General features: G+C 74.4%; 15 protein-coding genes. 3 read left to right on the forward strand and 12 right to left on the reverse strand.

Annotated features, from left to right (window positions below; all coding sequences use genetic code 11):
- Nucleotides 1–10 precede the first annotated feature (10 nt).
- From AB0398_RS22565 to AB0398_RS22620, 12 genes are all read right to left on the reverse strand, one after another.
- A complete protein-coding gene (locus AB0398_RS22565; RefSeq protein WP_366377404.1) occupies nucleotides 11–1,591 on the reverse strand; it encodes an amino acid adenylation domain-containing protein in 1,581 nt (526 codons plus the stop codon).
- Nucleotides 1,591–2,619, reverse strand: coding sequence for a hypothetical protein (locus tag AB0398_RS22570; RefSeq protein WP_366377405.1), 1,029 nt, complete (start codon nucleotides 2,617–2,619; stop codon nucleotides 1,591–1,593). The genes AB0398_RS22565 and AB0398_RS22570 overlap by 1 nt, the downstream gene beginning before the upstream one ends.
- 56 nt (nucleotides 2,620–2,675) lie before the next feature.
- Nucleotides 2,676–3,281 carry a 4'-phosphopantetheinyl transferase superfamily protein gene (locus AB0398_RS22575; protein ID WP_366377406.1) on the reverse strand — a complete coding sequence of 202 codons (606 nt, stop codon included), beginning with the start codon at nucleotides 3,279–3,281 and terminating at the stop codon, nucleotides 2,676–2,678.
- On the reverse strand, nucleotides 3,278–4,420 hold the full coding sequence (locus AB0398_RS22580) for an acyl-CoA dehydrogenase (protein WP_366377407.1): 1,143 nt from the start codon (nucleotides 4,418–4,420) through the stop codon (nucleotides 3,278–3,280). Before AB0398_RS22580 ends, AB0398_RS22575 begins: the two co-directional genes overlap by 4 nt.
- A gap of 148 nt (nucleotides 4,421–4,568) precedes the next feature.
- Entirely contained in the window at nucleotides 4,569–5,807 is a 1,239-nt protein-coding gene (locus AB0398_RS22585; RefSeq protein ID WP_366377408.1) for an acyl-CoA dehydrogenase family protein, read from the reverse strand.
- Nucleotides 5,804–6,061, reverse strand: a complete 258-nt coding sequence (locus tag AB0398_RS22590; protein WP_366377409.1) for a phosphopantetheine-binding protein — start codon at nucleotides 6,059–6,061, stop codon at nucleotides 5,804–5,806. Before AB0398_RS22590 ends, AB0398_RS22585 begins: the two co-directional genes overlap by 4 nt.
- 56 nt (nucleotides 6,062–6,117) lie before the next feature.
- The gene (locus AB0398_RS22595) at nucleotides 6,118–7,239 is read right to left on the reverse strand and encodes a phosphopantetheine-binding protein (RefSeq protein WP_366377410.1); all 1,122 of its coding nucleotides are present in this window, start codon (nucleotides 7,237–7,239) and stop codon (nucleotides 6,118–6,120) included.
- A complete protein-coding gene (locus tag AB0398_RS22600; protein WP_366377411.1) occupies nucleotides 7,236–8,618 on the reverse strand; it encodes a TrpB-like pyridoxal phosphate-dependent enzyme in 1,383 nt (460 codons plus the stop codon). Before AB0398_RS22600 ends, AB0398_RS22595 begins: the two co-directional genes overlap by 4 nt.
- Complete coding sequence (locus AB0398_RS22605; RefSeq protein ID WP_366377412.1) at nucleotides 8,615–8,899, reverse strand: acyl carrier protein; 285 nt, start codon at nucleotides 8,897–8,899, stop codon at nucleotides 8,615–8,617. The genes AB0398_RS22600 and AB0398_RS22605 overlap by 4 nt, the downstream gene beginning before the upstream one ends.
- A 149-nt stretch (nucleotides 8,900–9,048) precedes the next feature.
- Nucleotides 9,049–10,353 carry a glutamate-5-semialdehyde dehydrogenase gene (locus AB0398_RS22610; protein WP_366377413.1) on the reverse strand — a complete coding sequence of 435 codons (1,305 nt, stop codon included), beginning with the start codon at nucleotides 10,351–10,353 and terminating at the stop codon, nucleotides 9,049–9,051.
- Nucleotides 10,350–11,090, reverse strand: coding sequence for an SDR family NAD(P)-dependent oxidoreductase (locus tag AB0398_RS22615; protein WP_366377414.1), 741 nt, complete (start codon nucleotides 11,088–11,090; stop codon nucleotides 10,350–10,352). The genes AB0398_RS22610 and AB0398_RS22615 overlap by 4 nt, the downstream gene beginning before the upstream one ends.
- Before the next feature lie 389 nt (nucleotides 11,091–11,479).
- Nucleotides 11,480–12,025, reverse strand: a complete 546-nt coding sequence (locus tag AB0398_RS22620; protein WP_366377415.1) for a CGNR zinc finger domain-containing protein — start codon at nucleotides 12,023–12,025, stop codon at nucleotides 11,480–11,482.
- Between the two features lie 152 nt (nucleotides 12,026–12,177).
- Between AB0398_RS22620 and AB0398_RS22625 the strand changes: the two genes are divergently transcribed.
- The 3 genes from AB0398_RS22625 to AB0398_RS22635 all read left to right on the forward strand — a co-directional run bounded on the left by AB0398_RS22625 (nucleotide 12,178) and on the right by AB0398_RS22635 (nucleotide 16,307).
- Nucleotides 12,178–13,482, forward strand: coding sequence for an MFS transporter (locus AB0398_RS22625; protein WP_366377416.1), 1,305 nt, complete (start codon nucleotides 12,178–12,180; stop codon nucleotides 13,480–13,482).
- 151 nt (nucleotides 13,483–13,633) lie between these two features.
- Nucleotides 13,634–15,022 (forward strand): lysine 2,3-aminomutase, encoded by a 1,389-nt coding sequence (locus tag AB0398_RS22630; RefSeq protein ID WP_366377417.1) that lies wholly within the window; start codon nucleotides 13,634–13,636, stop codon nucleotides 15,020–15,022.
- On the forward strand, nucleotides 15,015–16,307 hold the full coding sequence (locus AB0398_RS22635; protein WP_366377418.1) for a pyridoxal phosphate-dependent aminotransferase: 1,293 nt from the start codon (nucleotides 15,015–15,017) through the stop codon (nucleotides 16,305–16,307). Before AB0398_RS22630 ends, AB0398_RS22635 begins: the two co-directional genes overlap by 8 nt.
- The last annotated feature ends 140 nt before the right edge of the window (nucleotides 16,308–16,447 follow it).

Raw genomic sequence — 16,447 nt, forward strand, 5'->3', positions numbered from 1 at the left:
GGTTCGCCTCTCAGGCCGCTTCCGGTCGGGACAGGGAGGCGACCAGGGCGGCCCGGTCGACCTTTCCGTTGGCGTTCAGCGGCAGGGCCTCGGTGAACCCGACGGTGGCCGGCACCATGTAGGCGGGCAGCTTCTCGCGCAGGGCGTCGAGGAGTTCGGCCGGGTCCGCCGGGCCGCCGGTGCAGACCGCGCGCAGCACGGGCTCGCCCTTGCGGCCGGGCACGGCCAGGACCACGGCGTCGGTCACGCCGGGCTGTCGCGTCAGCAGGAGCTCGATCTCGCCCAGTTCCACCCGGTAGCCGTGGATCTTCAGCTGGTGGTCGATCCGGCCCAGGTGCACCAGCGTCCCGTCGGCCTGTCGCCGCACCCGGTCGCCGGTGCGGTACCAGTGCTCCGGGGTGAGGGGCCCGGAGCCGTCGTACGCGGTGGCCCGCCGGCCGTCGAAGGCGTGGAAGCGGCCGGCGTCGTCCGCCGGGTCGAGGTAGCCGGGGAAGCGCTGGCTGCCGCGCGCGCACAGCTCGCCCTCGTCGGCGGGGCGGCCGTCTTCGTCCAGGACCAGGTGTTCCTGGCCGGGGTACGGGGTGCCGATGGGCACGGTCCCGTTGCCGGTGTCCGGCCAGTCGGCGGGGTCGGCCGGGAGCCGGTACTCGGTCCAGGTGACGGTCATCTCGGTGGGGCCGTAGATGTTCTCCAGCGTGCTGTTCGGGGCGGCGGCGGCCCAGGCCCCGGCGTGCGCCGTCTTCAGGGCCTCGCCGCAGAACAGGCTCCACCGGAGGGTGGGCATGGCGCCGGGTTTCAGGGCGCGCAGCCGCATCGCGATGGCCGCGACGGAGGGCACCGAGTTCCAGTGCGTGATCCGCCGCTCGTTGACGTAGCGCACCGGGGAGAGGACGTCGTCGCGGGTCGGCACGACCAGGGTGGCGCCCGAGCCCCAGGCCGCGAACATGTCGTACACCGACGGGTCGAAGGTGAGGTCGAAGGTCTGCGACACCCGGGCGCCGGGGCCGAGTCCGTAGCGGGGTATGACGTGGCCGAGGTAGGCGGCGACGTTGTCGTGGGTGACGGGGACGCCCTTGGGACGGCCGGTGGAGCCCGAGGTGAACAGGATGTACGCGAGGTCGTTGCCGGAGACGGCGGGCGCGGGCGGCGGGGCGGGCACGGGAGACTCGGCGGGCGGGTCGAGGAGGTCCCGGTCGGTGAGCCGGAGCACCGGGACGGGCAGGGAGTCCAGGTCGGGCAGGGACGCGTCGGCGAGCACCAGGTCGAGTCCGGCCTCCTTCGCGACGTCGCCGCTGCGGGCGAGGGGGAAGGCCGGGTTCAGCGGCACCACCGTGGCGCCGAGCCGGAGGATCCCCAGGTAGCCGGCGTACGCGAGGACCGAGCGCGAGGCCAGCAGCCCCACCCGGGCCGGCCGGCCGGCGTGCCGGGCGAGGACCGTCCCGGCGACGGTGTCGGCGAGGGCGGAGAGGGCGGCGTAGCCCAGGTGGTGGCCGTCGACCTCCAGGGCGGTGCGGCCGTCCCCGTGGCGGTGCGCGGACCGGGCGAACCAGTCGTGGAGGCGGGGTTGCGGTGCCTCGGGACGTACGGACATCAGCGCTGTTCCTCCTTCTGTACGCGGGTGGTGGCGGCGACGAGGCCGGCGAAGGCCCGCGCGACCACGCCGGGCCGGGGGCGGCCGCGTTCGGCCGAGGTGACGGCGAAGCGGAGCGAGCGGGGCAGCTCGCCCCAGGCGTCCGCGGCGGCCTCCGCGGCCGTCCGGGAGACCGCTCCGGTGCGCGCCAGCAGGTCCAGGCGGTGGCGCTGGTGGCGGGCGGCGGCCCACAGGTCGTCGGCGTGGGCGGCCAGCAGGACGGGGTCCGCGCCCAGCCGGTCGGCGAGGAACCCGAGGGTCTCCGACGGCTCGTGCAGCCAGCGGCCCTCGGGCGGGGCGGTGGCGGCCGGGGCGGAGCGCCGTGCCAGCCAGCCGTAGTGGTCCGGGGCGGGCGTCTCCGAGGCCTCGCCGAGGGCGTGGACGTCGCGCAGGGCGTACTGCGGTGCCAGGGTGCCCGGCGGGGTGAGCAGGGACCGCAGGGCGGTGTCGTCGACGACACCGGTGTGGGGGTGCTGCTCGCCCTCCGGGAGGAGGGCGGCGAACCGGTCCGTGACCCGCCAGGCTCCGGGGCCGCCGGGCACCGGCTCCAGCAGGATCCAGTGGGCCGCCGTGGACGTCCCGTACGCCGGGGACCAGGGAACGGTGCGGGTGTTGGCGACGGCGAGGACGCGGCCGTTGCGGTCGGCCTCCGCGCGCAGGGCGGCCAGCGCCTCGGGCCAGTGGGCGGCGCCCCGGTGGACCAGCCCGCCGGAGCCGGCCGTGAGGTCGATCCGGTGGTGGTGGGAGAACGCGAGGCGGCCGCTGGGGTGGTCGGTGCGGACCGCGAGCCGGACGGCCCCGGCGAGCCGGTCGGCGACGTCGGGCAGCTCCGGCTCCAGGTAGGCGACCAGGGCGGCGGTGTAGCAGCTCAGCTCCGGCGGGTCGGGCGGGGTGGCCGGGCCCGCCGGTACGGGCGCCGAGGTGTGCTCCGTACGGGTCGGGGGGTCGTTCGCGAGGTTTTCCCCGGGGTTGTTCGCGGGGTCTCTCACGGAATCTTTCGCGAGGTCCTTCTCAGCGTCGTTCACGAGGTCGTTCGCCACGCCGTTCATCCGGCCGCCTCCCATGCGCAGCTCAGGGGTGTCTCCGATGTGTCGCGCAGACTGCGCCAGGTGAAGTTCTTCCAGGTGCCCTCCGTCTGGCCGAGGCCCACGTCGACGGTCCAGGGGCCGCCGGCCAGGCCGCTGCCCTCGGCCTTCACGCAGGCCTCCTGGGCGGTCCAGATCCAGGCGAACGCCAGGGAGCGCTCGGCGGGCGGCAGGGCGTTGACGGCCTCGTGCCCGGCGCGGACGCAGCGGCGGACGACGCCGGGGGCGAGGTGCGGGGCGGGCCGCTGGACGTCGACGCCGACGGCGCGGCCCACGGCGACGGCGGTCGCGAAGTGCCCCTCGTCGTGGGCGACGCTGATGCCGAGGTCGGGCCGGTCGGGCAGGTGGGGCTTGCCGTGGGGCCCGGGGGCCACCCGCAGGCGTTCGGCCCCCGGCGCGACCTCCGCGAGGAGCGTGCGCAGCAGGGCCCGGCCGGCGAGGAACTCCTCCGCCCGCCAGGCCACCATGCCGGCGGCGGCCGCGAGGTCGTCCGGATGGCCGCGCGGTGGTGCGGTGACGCGTCCCGACGCGGTCCACACGTCGGGGACGATCTCGATGACGTTCATGAGGGCAGCTCCGCGAGGAGGGGGTCGGCGGCTCCGGCCACGGCCGCGAGCACGATCTCCGTGGTGCCGCCGCCGATGCCCCACAGGGCCGCCTGGGCCCGGGTCCACTGGGCGCCGGAGGTCGTGAAGCCCTCGGCGCCCTGGAGCTGGGCGCACTCGGCCAGGACGGCGTCGACCGTCTTCGCCGCGCTCGCCTTGAGCAGGGCCGCCGCGGCGGTGTCGTGGCGCTCGGCGACGCGGTCGCCGAGCCGGTGGGCGAGCGCGGCGAGTTCGTGCGTACGGAGCAGACAGGCGGCGAAGCGCTGCCGCACGCTCTCCAGCTGCCACAGGGTGCCGTCGCCGTAGGCGCGTTCCTGGAGGCGCCGCTTCGTCCCGCGCAGCGTCCGCGCGCACAGGGCCACGCCCCAGAGGGTGCCGGTCAGGCGTTCCACCGCGATGTGCGCCGCGAAGGAGGTCATGCCGCGTCCGACCCGGCCGACGACGTGCTCCCGGGGCAGCCGGACCCCGTCCAGACGGACGTGTCCGGTGCCGGAGCCGTCGAAGAGCGCGGTGTCGGCCGGTTCGACGCTCACTCCGGGCGCGTCGGCCGGGACCAGGACCCAGGTGAAGCTGGTGAAGTGGCGGCCCTCGCGGTGGCGGGCCAGGACGAGCAGGTGGTCGGCGTACAGGGCGCCGGTGATCCAGCGTTTGGTGCCGGTCACCGTCACGCCGTCGTCCTCGACGGCCACGGTGGTGCCGAGGCCCGCGAGGTCGGCGCCGGAGCCCTCGTCGGTGGCGGCGAGCGCGACGACGGCGCGGCCGGCGAGGGCGTCCCGCAGGGCGCGCGCGGCCGGGTCGCCGCCGAGGGCGAGCAGGGGGACGGAGGTGGCGAGCTGGATGCACACCGAGAGCGTGGCGCCGATGCCGAAGCGGGCGTCGACGTCGGTCATGAGCCGGCCGAGCGCGTCGGGGACGACGCCGGAGGCCGGGTCGCCGTCGCGGTAGACGGCGGCCAGCCGGCCGGAGCCGCCGAGCGCGGCCCAGATCCGGCGCCCGTCCGCCCCGGACGGCAGCGCGTCGAGCGCGGTGGTGCCGGGGGCGGGGGCGGAGTGGGCGGAGCCGGGCTCGGCGGGAACGGACTCGGCTGGTACGGGCGTCACGGGAACGGGCTGGGCGGGAACGGTCGTCACGGGAACGGACTCGGTGGGAACGGGCCGGGCGGGGACGGGTGTCGCGCGGTCGGTCCCGGTGGGCGGTGGTGGTGCCGATCCGGCCGCGCCCCTCGGCGCGGGCCGCAGAGCGGCCTGGTCAGACAAGGCGTACCTCCGGGTCGAGCAGGGCGAGCCGGCCGTCGGCCTGGTGCAGGCGGTCGTTGCTGTAGTTGAGCGGGGCCGAGCGCAGGTCGCGCAGGGCCGCTTCGAGCCGGGTGTCCGAGTCCTTGAGGTAGCCGTCCCGCAGCCCCACGGCGACGACCAGGTCGTCCACCGCCGCGTGGCACTGCTCCGAGGCGGTGATCTTCAGGGCGTTGAGGAGGAGCTGGATCCTGGGCTGGGACAGGTCGGCGGTGCCGTCGACGACGCCGGCGGTGTGGCGGAGCAGGGCGTGCACGGTGTCGATCCGCTGGCGGGCGGCGGAGAGCCGGGAGAGCAGCAGCTCGGAGCCGAGGTCGAAGCGGCGTCGTCCGGCCGGGCTCCGCAGCATGTGGACGACCCGGGAGAGGGCGCCGGCGGCGGTGCCGAGCCAGGCGGCGGACCACGCGAGGTGGGCCAGCGGTCCGAACACCCCGCTCGCGATGACGGAGAAGGCGCCGTGCGCGCCGACCACCTGATGGGCCGGGACGTGCCCGGTGAGGCGGAGGGAGCCGCTGTGGCTGGCCCGCATGCCCATCGGGTTCCACTCCCCGCTCGGTTCGACGGAGAGCTGGTCGCGGTCGGCGTAGACGAGGGAGACCTCGGTCGGGGAGGCCGCGTCGGGGGCCCGTACCGTGATCAGGAAGCCGTCGGCGTGGGCGCCGCCGGTCACGATCGGCGCGAACCGGTCGATGGCCAGGCCGGACGCGTCGCCGCGGGCCTCGGACTCGGCGGTGAGCAGGTGTCCGCCCTTGCCCGCCTCGGTGGTGACGGAGGCCAGGTAGAGCTCGCCGGCGGCGATCCGGGGCAGCAGCGCGTCGCGCAGCCGCGCTCCCGCGTGTCCGGTGACGGCGGCGACCTGCTGGCAGTGCATGCCGAGGATCATCGCGACGGACATGTCGGCGCGGCCGAGTTCGACGCACACGTCGAGCAGGTCGGTCAGGGAGCCACCGAGTCCGCCGTGGTCGGCCGGGACGGTCAGGCCGAGCAGTCCGGACTCCCGCAGCGCGGCCAGCGCCTCGACGGGGAAGTCGGCGTCGCGGTCGTGGCGGCGGGCGTGCTCGGCGGCGATCCGGGCCACGTGGCGGGCGCGCTCCACGGGGGTGCGTCCGGTGGACGCGTCCACCGGGGCCTCGGGAACGTCAGGAGCATCGGGCGTCTCGAACGCCTCGGGCGCGAGGGCCGTGTCGGCGCTCACGCCACGTCCGCCAGACCCTGGGCGCCCTCGGCCGCCGTGATCGCCTTCCACAGCGCGCCGGCGGTGGCGAAGGTCGCGTCGTTGAGGTCCTCGTCGGGCAGGGAGAGCCCGAAGGTGTCCTCGATGGCGAAGAGCAGTTCGATGGACTGCATCGAGTCCAGGCCGAGTTTGCGCAGGTCGGAGCTTTCGACGAGCTCCTGGTCGCCGAGGTACTTGAGGAAGGGGGCGAGCAGTTCGGTGAAGCGGGGGTCCATCGTGGTGCTCCTGTCGTGGTGGGAAGGGGTACGGGGAGGGCCGGGCGCTCCGGTCGTCAGCGGGCGCGGGCGCTCGCGACGAGCCGTCGCAGGTCCTCGACCCGGTGGAGGTTCTCCGGCAGCAGGTCCTCGGCGGCGAACTCGATGCCGAGCCGCTCCTCCAGGGCCTCGACGATCTCGACGACCTGGAAGGAGTTGAAGCCGGGTACGGCGGTGAGGGCGGGCGCGGCGAGCAGCGCGGCGGTGTCGACGCCGAGCACCTCGGCGACGGTCCGCGTCACCGTGTCGTGCGACGGGTCCGGGGGCGCGGCGAAGAGCGCGCGGTCGGCGTGCAGGGCGTCGGCCAGGTCGGTCATCAGCCGGGCCGGTTCGGGTCGGCCGCGCTGCACCCGGCGCATGGCGAGGAACGCCTGCTCGGCGAGCCGGTCGAGGCGCCGCAGGTGCTCGGCGGTCCCGGGTCCGGGGGTCCGGCCGGTGTGCTCCAGGAAGGCCGCGTGCAGCCGCCGGGAGCGGGCGAGCAGCCAGGTCTCGGTGGTCAGCCGGTCGAGGGCGGCGAACCGGTCGGGGTGGCCGGCGTACGCGGCGGTGTAGCCGTCGACGTCGCCGTACTCGCTGCCCGGCGTCGTCTCCGGTGCTCCGGCCTCGGCCGGTCCGAACACCACCACCAGGGAGGACGGGGGCAGTTCGGCCCAGTCCAGGGTCCACTCCCCCGGTGCGGCGAGGCCCCACGGGGTGTAGCTGTGGTAGGCGTCGACGACCAGGGCGCGGTCGCCCTCGGCCGCCACCAGGTAGCTGTGCTGCATGTGCCGCTGCCGGTGGTAGGGCAGCCAGGGCATGTCGTGGCTGTCGGCCATGACGTACAGCGGGCCGTGCGCGGCGGCCAGTGCGGCGAGTTCCCCGGCCGGGACGTCGTAGCGGCGCGTGTGCTCGACGAGGCCGACGTCCGCGACGGCGGCCAGTTGGTGCGCCGCCTCCGGCTCCAGGGTAGGCAGTCCGTGCGGGCCGGGCCGGGGAGCGAACCGGAGGGTGGCGCCGAGGGCCAGGTGGGTGTCCGGCCCGTGGAACCGGTCGGCGAGCACGGCCAGGTTGGACTGCACGCAGTCGAGCAGTTCGGCGCGGACGGAGGGGGCCGTCGGCGTCCGTTCGGGCGCCGGTGCCGTGTCGGTGGTGGACGTCATCGCGGGCCTCCGGCGAGCAGCGGGCCCCCGGCGAGGCGGGGGGCGACGCCGTCCGGGGCGGCCGGGGCGAGGCCGGAGACGGCGCGCAGCAGGGCCTGCTCGCTGGGCGCCTCGTCGCCGAGCTCGTCGTTGAGGAGCTGCTCGTACGCGGCGAGGTCGAGGTAGCCGTGGCCGCTGACGCAGACGAGGATGCCGTTCCGGGCGCGCATGCCGTCCGCGCCGGAGGTGGCGAGCTTGGCGGCCGCGGCGAGCGCGTGGCCCGACTCGGGGGCGGGCAGCACGCATTCGTTGCGGGTCAGCAGACGGCCGGCGTCGAGCGCCTCCTGCTGGGTGACGGCGGTGGCGGCGATGTCGCCGGTGTGCCGCATCGCGGAGATGATCTTCGCGGCGCCGTGGAAGCGCAGGCCGGCGGAGTGGGCGTCCGGGATCGGGTAGTCGCTGCCGATGGTGTACATCGCCTCCATCGGGCCGGTGCCGGTGGCGTCGGTCTTGTCGTACGCGTAGACGCCGCGGGTGAGTTTGGGCGCCGTCGAGGACTCGGCCGCGACCAGCGTGGGCGCCTCCGTGCCGGTGGCCCGCGCCTCGGCGTGGAAGGGCAGGGCGATGCCGCCGAAGTTGGAGCCGGCGCCGACGGCGCCGACGACCATGTCCACCGTTCCGTCCAGCTCCGCGAGCTGGTCCTGTGCCTCGATCCCGATGACCGACTGGTGCAGGATGCTGTAGGTCTCGCCGCTGCCGATGCAGAAGGCGACGCCCTCGTGGGTGGAGGCGTACTCGACGGCCTCGCCGATCGCGAGCGCGAGGCTGTTGCCGATGCCCTCGCCGCGCCGGTCGGCGATCCCGGTCAGACCGCTGGGGCTGGAGTGGATCTCGGCGCCGAGCATGCGCATCAGCACCCCGCGGTACGGTTTGCGGCGCAGGCTGGAGTCGACCATGAAGACCCGGCAGCGCAGTCCGAACAGCGCGCAGGCGGCGGCCATCGCGGTGCCCCACTGGCCCGCTCCGGTGCCGGTGACCAGTTCCTTCACGCCGGCCTGTTTGTAGTAGTGGGCCTGGGCGAGGGCGGTGTTCAGCTTGTGGCTGCCGGAGATGTTGCCGCCCTCGTACTTCATGTAGATCGGCACCCGGGAGCCGATGGCCCGCTCGAAGCCGGTGGCCCGCCACAGCGGGGTGGGCCGGAACTGGCGGTAGGCGGCGAGGACCTCGTCCGGTATCTGCCAGTACTCGCGTTCCAGGACGCTCTGGCGGACCAGTTCCATGGGCAGGTTGACGCCGACCCCGGTGCCGGACGCCGCCGTCTCGGGGGTCAGGTCCGGGGGCATCGGCGCGGAGAGGTGGGGCAGGGCGCTGCGCCAGCGGGTCGGGAGCGCGACGGTCATCGGGCGTTCTCCGTGCCGGACAGGACGACGTCGATGAGGTCGCCGACGGTCTGGAAGCTGCGGCCGACGAACAGGTCGTCGGGGAGCGTGGTGCCGAGCTCGTCCTCGATGCGGACCAGCATGCCGACGAAGCCGAGCGAGTTGACGCGCAGCAGCTCGCCGACGAGGGGTTCGGCGTCGGAGATCGTGGTGGGGTCGATGGACAGCCGGGACTCGGCGACGACTACGCGCTTGACGGTGTCGCCGACGGCGGTCCGGTCGATGTGCGGGACGGTGGTCATTGCTGCCTCTCACGAAGACGTAGAAGACTCGGGGAGTTCGGAGGACGTGGGGGTGCGGGGCGGCGGCGTCCGGGGTGGGGGTGACGGGCCGTGCCGCGGCGTAGTGCGGGGCGGGCGGACGCCCTGGAGGAGGGGGCGGGCGCGGGCGGTCAGTCGCGCAGTTCGCCGTTGGCCTCGACGACCCAGGTGGTGGTCACCAGCGCGCCGAGGGTCACCGGGCCGCGGACGTGCAGCCGTCCGGTGGCGATGGAGATCTCCGAGCCCAGGCCGAGCTTGGGGCCGTCGTGGAGGCGCAGCGATCCGTTGACGACGATCATCGCGGCGTCCACGAGCCGGGTGAACCTCCGCGCCGTCCCGGGGTCCTCGGCGAGGACGCCCTCCGTGTGGCGGGAGCCGTAGGCCCGGATGTGCTCGGCCGCCTCGTCGAGGCCGGAGACCGGCCGGAGACCGATGACCGGGTCGAGGAACTCCCGTCCCAGGTCGTGCGGTTCCAGCGGTTCGGTGCGCCAGGGCATGTCGTCCCGGGCGGCGGGTCCGGCCATGGAGGAGTCCAGGCGGATGGTCAGCCGGGCGTCCTGCCGCTCGCACTCGGCGAGGACGGCGGCCAGGTAGTCGGGCGCGATCTCCCGGTCGACGAGCACCATCTCGACCGAGGTGCAGCCGGCCGGTTCCGGGATCTTGCTGTTCAGGGTGACGCGGGCGGCCAGCGCCAGGTCGGCCGACCGGTGCACGTACAGGTGGTTGACCCCGCCGCCGCTGGCGATGAGGGGGATCGAGCTCGCCGTGCGGCAGTACTCGATCAGGGAGGGGCTGCCGCGCGGTATCAGGACGTCCACCTGGTCGGGGCGGGCGAGGACGGCCTTCATCAGCGAGCGGTCGGGGTCCTCCAGGACGGTGACGAGACCGGCGGGGAGGCCCGCGGAGACGAGGGCGGCCTCGACCGTCGCGGCCAGCGCGGCGTCGGTGGCCGCGCTCTCCTTGCCGCCGCGCAGCAGGACGGCGTTGCCCACGGCGACGGGCAGCAGGGCACCGTCGACGGTCACGGTGGGGCGGGCCTCGTAGATCATGAGGGCCACGCCGAGCGGCTTGGGGACGCCGCGCAGGACGCCCCAGTCGCCGGCCGGGACGCCCCGGGTGTCGGCGAGGACCGCGTCCAGCTCCCGTACGACGGCGTCGGTCAGTTCGACCATCCGGTCGAAGTGCTCGTCGGTGAGGCGGAGGCGGTCGACGAGCGTGGGCGGCAGGCCCCGTGCCTCGGCGCGTTGGACGTCGGTCCGGTTGGCGGCCTGGATGTCGGGCCGGCGCTCCTGGAGCAGGGCGGCCAGTTCCCGGCAGTAGCGGGTGTAGGCGGCGTCTCCGAGGGGCGGGGCGGCGTCGAAGGCGGTCCTGGCGCGGCGCAGGAGGGCGTCGGCCGTCTCGCTCGCGGTCGGCTTCGCGGTCGCTGTCGCGGTCACCACATGAACTGCCCTCCGTCGACGATGACCTTCTGGCCGTTGAGGTAGGTGGCGGCGGGGCCGACCATGAACTCCAGGGCGTCGGCGATGTCCTCGGTGGTGCCGATGCGGCGGACCGGGATCTCGTCCAGGGTCTGCGCCATCCGCTCCGGGTCGTCGAGGCGCCAGCGGGTGCGCAGCTCCTCGGTGTCGATCATGCCGGGGATGAGGCAGTTGACCCGGATGGCCGGGGCCAGTTCCAGGGCGAGGCACTTGGTGAGCTGGAGCAGGCCCGCCTTGCTGGCGCAGTAGTTGGCGCCGTCGACGCGGGGCCGGATGCCGGTGGTCGCTCCGACGTTGACGATGGAGCCGCCGCCTGCGGCGATCATCGCGGGGGCCAGGGCCCGGACGAGCCAGAAGGGTCCGGACAGGTTGGTGTCGAGGACCTTGCGCCAGTCCTCGTCGGTGAGTTCGAGGAACGGGCGGTCGCGGTTGAGGCCGGCGTTGTTCACGAGGACGGCGGGGGCGCCGTGCTCGCGGAGGACCGTGGCGGCGGCGTCTGCCACCTGTCGGGCGTCGGAGAGGTCGGCCCGGATCGCGGTGAGGGATCCGGCGTTGTCCTGCTCCGCCTTCGCGGCCGCTTCGCGGTCGGAGCCGTAGAAGGCGACGACGTGGTGTCCCATGCGGATCAGGCGGCGGCTGAGCGCCAGTCCGATTCCCCTGGTCCCGCCGGTGACAATGGCAAGTTTGTCCGTCATTGCGGATTCCTCGTCATGGCTGGGGTGGAATTCATTCGGAATGCCGAATGGAATGCGGCCATGCTAGGGAGGAGGTGCCGGGTGGGGTCAATGATTCGCGGCCCGGAGTCCATAAGGATGCCGGATGAGGCCATCGCCCCGGGCCGGGAAAGGCGCCGCCCGTCGCGGGCATCGGATTGCCGAATGGCCCCATAATAATATCCGTGCGGCGATTTTCCGCACCCCCGGCCCGGGGCGTTCCCTGGGCGTTACAGTGCGCGCGCCGCGTACGGGGCGTCACGGTGCGCACGCCGCGCACGGGGCGTCACGGCTCACGCCGTACACGGGACGTCACGGTGCGCGCCGCGCACGGGTGCCTCCGGCGAGGCGCGCGCCGGCGGGGCCAGGGCTCAGCCCGCGAGGTCGCGGTGCCGGGTCGCGTACCGCCGCGACTTGGTGCGGTTGCCGCACACCCGCATCGAGCACCAGCGGCGGCTGTGGTTCTTGGAGGCGTCCCAGAACACCCAGCCGCAGGTGTGCTCGGCGCACCGCTTGAGCCGGTGGACGTGGCCGCTCAGCACGATCTCCGCCCAGGCGGCCGCGATCCGGGCGAGGGCGGTCCGGGCGGGCGGGCCGCCGGGGGCCGGGACGAGCGGCGCGCCCGGGGCGGCGAAGGTGACCAGGAGCGGTACGTCGGCCAGGACCGCGTCGGCGAGGGCGAGGTGCGCGGGCGCCACGGGGTCGTCGGCGTCGAGGGCCTCGCGGATGCCGGCCCGCAGGGCGAGGAAGGCCCCGTGCTCGGCCTCGGTCAGCCGCGGCGGGGACGGCGCCAGGCCCCGTCCGGCGAGCCAGCTCGCCAGCTCGGCGGGGGTGGCGACGTCGTCGTCGCCGCTCTCCAGGTCGACGGTGTTGGTGAAGGCCTCGATCAGTTCGGCGGCCGGGGACGGGTCGAGCACGGGTGCGCCGCCTTTCCGATGCGGGTGCGCGGCTCTCCCATGTGAGCGCGCTATGGGGCCATGGAACGGCCCGATGGCCGGTGGCCGAGATCAGCTGCACGCCCACGATACCGCTGCCATACTGACCACCAAAGAGCTTTAGGAGGTTAGTCATGGAGAACGCGACGGACCGGCGGACCCCGACGACCGAGGCCGGGCCCCCGGCCCCGACGGAGAAGCGGACGGGCCCGGGCGACCCCAGCACCCGCAACACCGCGGTCCTGGTGAGCTTCACCGCGATCACGAACCTGGCCGACGGGGTCACCAAGGTCGTCCTGCCGCTGATGGCGACGGGGCTGACGGACTCGCCGGCCCAGGTGGCGGGCGTGGGCCTCACCCTCACGCTCCCCTGGCTGCTCGTCGCCCTCCACGTGGGCGTCCTGGTGGACCGCTTCGACCGGCGCGTGCTGCTCTGGATCGCCGACATCGCGCGCATGCTCGTCGTGGCGTCCCTGCTGTTCCTCGCCGTGCGCGACGCGGTGACCCTGCCCTCCCTGTACGTCGGCGGCTTCGTGCTGGGCGTCGCCGAGGTGGTCGCGCTGACCTCCGCCGCCACCCTGGTCCCCTCCGCGGTGGCCCCCGCGGGCCAGGAACGGGCGAACGCCTGGGTGGCCGGCGCCGAGACGGTCTGCAACGAGTTCTGCGGGCCGTTCGTCGGCGGGCTCCTGGTGGCCGCCGGCGCGAGCGTGGCGCTGGGCTGGACCGGCGCGGGATATCTGGTGGGCACCCTGATCCTGGTCCTGCTGGTGGGCCGGTTCCGGCCGAAGGCGGACGACACCCGTCCGACCGGCACCGTCAACCAGCGCATCGCCGAAGGGGTCCGCTTCCTCTGGCAGCAGCGGCTGCTGCGCCTCATGGCCCTCGCGCTGACCGTGCTCTCCGCCTGCTGGGGCGCCTGGCTGGCCCTGATGCCGCTGGTCGCCACCTCGCTGATGGGGCTCGACGCCCGCGAGTACGGCATCCTGCTCAGCGCCCTCGGCGCCGGCGGGCTCGTCGGCGCGCTCACCGTCACCACGGTCAACCGCCTCCTCGGGCGCCGCTGGGCCATGTTCGCCGACCTCGTCGGCACCGCCGCCATGGTCGCCACCCCGGTCCTCTCCACGAACCTCTGGGTCGTGGCGGCCGGCGCGTTCCTCGGCGGCATGGGCGGCATCCTGTGGACGGTCAACTCCCGCACCCTGAGCCAGCGACTGGTCCCCGACGCCATGTTCGGCCGCTACAACGCCGCGGCGCGGCTCTTCAGCTGGGGCGCGATGCCGCTCGGCGCCGGTCTGGTCGGCGTCCTCGCCGAGTGGTTCGGCATCCGCGCCGCCTTCGCCGTGTTCACCGTCGCCACCCTCGTGATCATCGTCCCGTTCCTGCGGACCGTGACGCCGCAGGCGCTCAGCGAGGCCGAAGCGAGCCCCGCCCGCGACTGACCCGGATCCCTCCGCCGGGAACCGAATCCGCTTATCCAGGTATACGAAGGGACTATCGACCGGCCGCCGAACTTTCTGGTTCCGGCAGGGCCGGTCGGCCTACGATCAAGGAAATTGCTCGGGTCAGCTTCCTTGAACCGGAGGAAAACGCATGCCCCCTCTTTCTCCCGCTCCCGCCGCCCTGGAAACGGAAAGGTTCCGGGCCTACGGCGCCCGTCACGTGGACGAGCTGGGTAAAAGGTTCGGAATACCGGACGACCTCACGCGGTCCATAAAATCCCTCGCCGCGGTGCTCCCGTTCCGGGTGAACGAATACGTCCTCGCGAACCTCGTCGACTGGAACGACGTCCCGAACGATCCGGTCTTCCAGATGGTCTTCCCGCAGACGGGGATGCTCCGGGCCGAGGACGAGCGCCGGCTCGCCGCCCTCGTGGACGACCCCGGCGCGAAGAAGGAGCTCCGCCTGGCCGTCCAGCAGATCCGGGGCAGCCTCAACCCCCACCCCTCCGGCCAGAAGCAGCTCAACGTCCCCGTCGTGGAGGGCGAGGAGGTGCCCGGCGTCCAGCACAAGTACCGGGAGACCGTGCTGTACTTCCCGGGCCAGGGCCAGACCTGCCACTCGTACTGCACCTACTGCTTCCGCTGGGCCCAGTTCGTGGGCGACGCCGATCTGCGCTTCGCCGTGCCGGAGCCCAGCCGGCTGGTGGAGTACCTGGGCCACCACCCCGAGGTCGACGACGTGCTCGTCACCGGCGGCGACCCGATGATCATGTCGACCGACCGGCTGCGCGGCCACCTCGAACCGATCATGGGCGTGCCCACGGTCCGCACGATCCGCATCGGCACCAAGTCGGTCGCCTACTGGCCGCAGCGGTTCGTCACCGACCCCGACGCCGACGACGTGCTGCGCCTCTTCGAGGAGGTCGTCGCCTCCGGGCGCAACCTCGCGGTGATGATGCACTTCACGCACCCCCGCGAGCTGGAGTCCGACCTGGCCCGCCGGGCCGTCGCCCGCATCCGCTCCACCGGCGCCCTCGCCTACTGCCAGGCCCCCCTGGTCGCGCACGTCAACGACGACGCGGAGACCTGGAGCGCGCTGTGGCGCGCCGAACTGGCGGCGGGAGCCGTGCCGTACTACATGTTCGTCGAGCGGGACACCGGCCCGTACGAGTACTTCAGGGTGCCGCTCGCCCGCGCCCACGACATCTTCCGGTCCGCCTACCGGACCCTGCCGGGGCTGGCCCGGACCGTGCGGGGGCCGGTCATGTCGGCCACGCCCGGCAAGGTGGTCGTCGACGGCGTCACCGAGGGCCCGGAGGGCCGCTTCTTCCAGCTCCGCATGCTCCAGGCCCGCGATCCGCGGCTGGTCGGACGCCCGTTCCGGGCGCACTACTCGGAGACCGCCGCCTGGCTGGACGACCTGCGGCCCGCCGACGACACCCCCGCCGACATCGCCGCCGCGATCAGCGGCGCGCCGCCGCAGTCCGCCGGACGCGTCGACGCGTCCGCCTGGCTCCGCCAGGAGCTCGCCCATGTCTGAGGTCTCCCACCGGCGGACGCCGCACGAGGTCTCCCGGCGCCGGACGTCGCCCAACCTCGCCCTGAACCAGCTGGTGGAGGAGCGCCGCGCGGCCGGCCAGGAGGTGCTGCACCTGGCCTTCGGCGAATCGCGGCTCCCCGCCTTCGCACCGCTGGCCGAGCGCCTGGCCCGCGGCGCGCACCGCAACGCCTACGGGCCGGTGGCCGGCGGCGAGCCGGTGCGCCGGGCCGTGGCCGGCTACTTCGGCCGCCGCGACCTGCCCACCGGGCCGGACCAGATCGTCGTCGGCCCGGGCAGCAAGCCCCTGCTCATGGCCCTCCAGCACGTGCTCCCCGGCGACGTCCTCGTCCCCCGGCCCGCCTGGAACTCGTACGTCCCGCAGGTGAGACTGGCTGGCAAGACGGCGTACGAGGTGCCCGTCCCCGCCGAGTGCGGCGGCGTCCCGGACCCGGCCGCCCTGCGCGACACGGTCCGGCGGGCGCGCGCCGAGGGCGGTGACCCGCGCGTCGTGGTGCTGACCCTGCCGGACAACCCGACCGGGACGCTCGCCCCGCCCGCGCTGGTCCGCGAGCTCTGCGCGATCGCGGAGGAGCTCGACCTCGTCATCGTCTCCGACGAGATCTACCGCGACATCGTCCACGATCCGGCGACCCCCTTCCTCAGCCCCGCCGAGGTCGCGCCCGACCGCACGATCGTGACCAGCGGCCTTTCAAAGACGCTCGCCCTCGGCGGCTGGCGCATCGGTGTCTGCCGGTTCCCGGACAACGCCTGGGGCCTGGCGGTCCGCGACGGGGTGGTCTCGGTGGCCAGCGAGGTCTGGTCCACCCTGGCCGGCCCCATGCAGGAGGTGGCGGCCTACGCGTTCTCCGAGCCGGAGGAGATCAGGCGGCGGCTCGCCGCCAGCGCCCGGCTGCACGGCGCGGTGGCCCGCTCGGTCCACCGGATCATGGTGGACGCGGGCGCGGACTGCCGTCCGCCCACTGGCGGCTTCTACGTGTACCCGGACTTCGAGCCGATGCGCGACCGTCTGGCCTCGTACGGCGTCACCGACTCGCCCGGCCTCCAGCGCCACCTCTTCGACAGCCACGGCGTCCTGGTCCTGGGCGGCCACCACTTGGGCGACGACGAGGGCGCGCTCCGCTTCAAGGCGGCCACCAGCATGCTCTACGGCGACACCGCCGAGGAGCAGGAGCAGTCCCTGGCGGCGGCCGATCCGCTGGCCCTGCCGCACGTCGCGAGAGTGCTGGCCCGGCTGGAGGAAGCCTTCGTCAAGCTGAGCCGGTAGGGGGTGTCCCGCCCCGCTCGGGCCGCGCCCCTCCTTCCGGTCCACCGGGCGGGCCCCGGGGCGTCCCGGGCCGTTCCCCGGCCGGATCCCGCCCACCGGACCCGTCGGCGGACGCTCCCGGCCCACGACACCGCGCCGGC

It is taken from the genome of Streptomyces sp. NPDC086147 (assembly GCF_040702165.1).
Lineage (GTDB): Bacteria > Actinomycetota > Actinomycetes > Streptomycetales > Streptomycetaceae > Streptomyces.

What these genes read in the sequence shown, in the direction of transcription:
- AB0398_RS22565 (WP_366377404.1), bottom strand. Translation starts at nt 1,591, where the DNA reads ATGTCCGTACGTCCCGAGGCACCGCAACCCCGCCTCCACGACTGGTTC.
- AB0398_RS22575 (WP_366377406.1), bottom strand. Translation starts at nt 3,281, where the DNA reads ATGAACGTCATCGAGATCGTCCCCGACGTGTGGACCGCGTCGGGACGC.
- AB0398_RS22590 (WP_366377409.1), bottom strand. Translation starts at nt 6,061, where the DNA reads ATGGACCCCCGCTTCACCGAACTGCTCGCCCCCTTCCTCAAGTACCTC.
- AB0398_RS22595 (WP_366377410.1), bottom strand. Translation starts at nt 7,239, where the DNA reads ATGACGTCCACCACCGACACGGCACCGGCGCCCGAACGGACGCCGACG.
- AB0398_RS22600 (WP_366377411.1), bottom strand. Translation starts at nt 8,618, where the DNA reads ATGACCGTCGCGCTCCCGACCCGCTGGCGCAGCGCCCTGCCCCACCTC.
- AB0398_RS22605 (WP_366377412.1), bottom strand. Translation starts at nt 8,899, where the DNA reads ATGACCACCGTCCCGCACATCGACCGGACCGCCGTCGGCGACACCGTC.
- AB0398_RS22615 (WP_366377414.1), bottom strand. Translation starts at nt 11,090, where the DNA reads ATGACGGACAAACTTGCCATTGTCACCGGCGGGACCAGGGGAATCGGA.
- AB0398_RS22625 (WP_366377416.1), top strand. Translation starts at nt 12,178, where the DNA reads ATGGAGAACGCGACGGACCGGCGGACCCCGACGACCGAGGCCGGGCCC.
- AB0398_RS22630 (WP_366377417.1), top strand. Translation starts at nt 13,634, where the DNA reads ATGCCCCCTCTTTCTCCCGCTCCCGCCGCCCTGGAAACGGAAAGGTTC.
- AB0398_RS22635 (WP_366377418.1), top strand. Translation starts at nt 15,015, where the DNA reads ATGTCTGAGGTCTCCCACCGGCGGACGCCGCACGAGGTCTCCCGGCGC.